The sequence below is a fragment of the Streptomyces sp. NPDC059668 genome (genome assembly GCF_042734135.1).
Lineage (GTDB): Bacteria > Actinomycetota > Actinomycetes > Streptomycetales > Streptomycetaceae > Streptomyces.
The window spans coordinates 1-1,785 of record NZ_JBHWEL010000159.1 but is presented as its reverse complement, the minus strand read 5'-3'; the positions used below and the strand labels follow the sequence as shown (position 1 = coordinate 1,785).

The 1,785-nt window shown below is 72.7% G+C and carries 2 protein-coding genes; both read right to left on the bottom strand.

Features of this window, described 5'->3' with window-relative positions; translation table 11 throughout:
* Positions 1-41: 41 nt before the first annotated feature.
* Positions 42-713, bottom strand: coding sequence for an enoyl-CoA hydratase-related protein (locus ACFV2J_RS42550; RefSeq protein WP_385098260.1), 672 nt, complete (start codon positions 711-713; stop codon positions 42-44).
* 229 nt (positions 714-942) lie between these two features.
* Positions 943-1,785 (bottom strand): CaiB/BaiF CoA transferase family protein (locus tag ACFV2J_RS42545; protein WP_385443866.1); only part of this gene is annotated, 843 nt, incomplete at its 5' end.

The window sequence follows — 1,785 nt, the reverse complement described above, 5'->3', positions numbered from 1 at the left end:
GCGCGATCCCGGTCACCCGCCTCGCCAGGGGGCCGGCTGCCTCAGCCGCGCGGGGTACCCGTGTCGCGCAGGGCGGCCAGGGCCGATCCGTACATCCGAGCCTTGATGGTGCCGAGGGTGTCGCCCGCCTTGCTCAGCTGCGCGTGGGCGATCTCCACGGCCGTGGACCGTACGACGTCCTCGGCGACCGCCTGGTCGACGATGCCCGCGGCCGCGGCGTCCGACCCTCCGTAGCGGCGGGCGGTGACCATGGCCTCGTGCGCGGTCTGCGGTGCCAGCCGGGCCTGGATCAGGGCGGACATGCCGGGCGAGAAGGGAATGTTGATGTCGGCCTCGGGCAGACACCAGAAGCCGCGGTCGCTCCGCATCACGCGGAAGTCGTGGGCGAGGGAGAGCATCGCGCCGGCGGCGAAGGTGTGCCCCTGGAGGGCCGCCACGGTGATCATCGGTAGGGACAGCAGGCGGGCGAAGAGGCCGTGGACCGAGACGATGTAGTCGTCGTGCTGGTCCGCGTGGGCGGACAGCCACTCCAGATCCAGGCCGTTGGAGAAGAACTTGCCCGTCGCGGCCGTCACCAGGGCTCGCGGTCCTTCCGCCTTCTCCACCTCGTCCAGGGCGGCGTCGGCGGACGCGATCCAGTCGGGGTGGAAGCGGTTCTCACCGTCTCCGAGGTCGAGCACGAAGACGTCGTCCTGGCGGTCGAGGGTAGGCATGTGCGCTCCTGCGGGGGTTGCGTGTTTCGGGGAATGGGCGAGAGAGGAGACCGGGCAGCGGGTGCCGCAGTTCCAGCATGGGAGCTCTCGGAACGGCGTGCAGGGCGTACGTCCGCCCCCGCGCCGGTGCGGGGGCGCCGGCAAGGCCCGCCTAGGGCACCGGGCCCGCGTACGGACCCGTACGGCGGCCGACGGCTCGCCCCCGTCTGTCGGCCGCTCACCGTGCGCGTTACGCCGCTTCGGCTTCCGTCATGCCGGGGATCGCTCCCCGGGCGCGCAGCGCGGCGATCTCGGCGGGGCCGAATCCCAGCTGGGTGAGGATCTCGTCGTTGTGCTCGCCGAGTTCCGGCGCTCGCCTGGCCGCGACCTTCGGCACCCCTCGGAGGTTGACCGGGTTGCTGATGGTCTCCGTCAGGCCCTCCACCCCTTCCAGGGGCACGACGACGTCGTTCTCGCGCAGCTGCGGGTCCTGTGCGGCCTCCTCCGGTGTCTGGATGAGGCCGACGGTGATGCGCTCCCGGGTCAGGACGTCCTGCCAGTGGGCGAAGGGACGGGCGCGGAACGCGGCGTCGAGCAGCTCGCTCAGCGCGGCGGCGTGCTGAGCGAAGGCGTCGACGTCCGCGAAGCGGGGATCCTCCTGCAGTTCGGGACGGTCGATGGCCCGGGCCAGTGCCGGCCAGTGCGCGGACGAGGTGGCCAGCATGAACCACCGGTCGTCAGCGGTCCGGTACGGGTTGGTCAGCGCGTTCAGCGGCACGTTCCGGTCGTGCAGTTCGAACGGTGTGCCGCCGGCGAGCGCGCCGGCCACGAGTGTTCCCGTGGCCCAGACGCCCGTGGCGAGCAGCGAGGTCCCGACGTCGGCGCCTCGCCCGGTCCGTTCACGGTGGTAGAGGGCGGTCGTGATCGCCGCGTAGATGGCGATCGCCGTCGTGTAGTCGCCGCTGCCCCACACCGGTACGGTCGGCGGGGCTCCCGCGTCGCGGGTGGAGGCCAGCAGGCCGCTGCGGGACCAGTAGGCGGTCAGGTCGAAGCCCGGCTGCCGGGCGTCGGGGCCCGCGTCCCCGAAGCCGGT

What these genes read in the sequence shown, in the direction of transcription:
- ACFV2J_RS42550 (WP_385098260.1), bottom strand. Translation starts at nt 713, where the DNA reads ATGCCTACCCTCGACCGCCAGGACGACGTCTTCGTGCTCGACCTCGGA.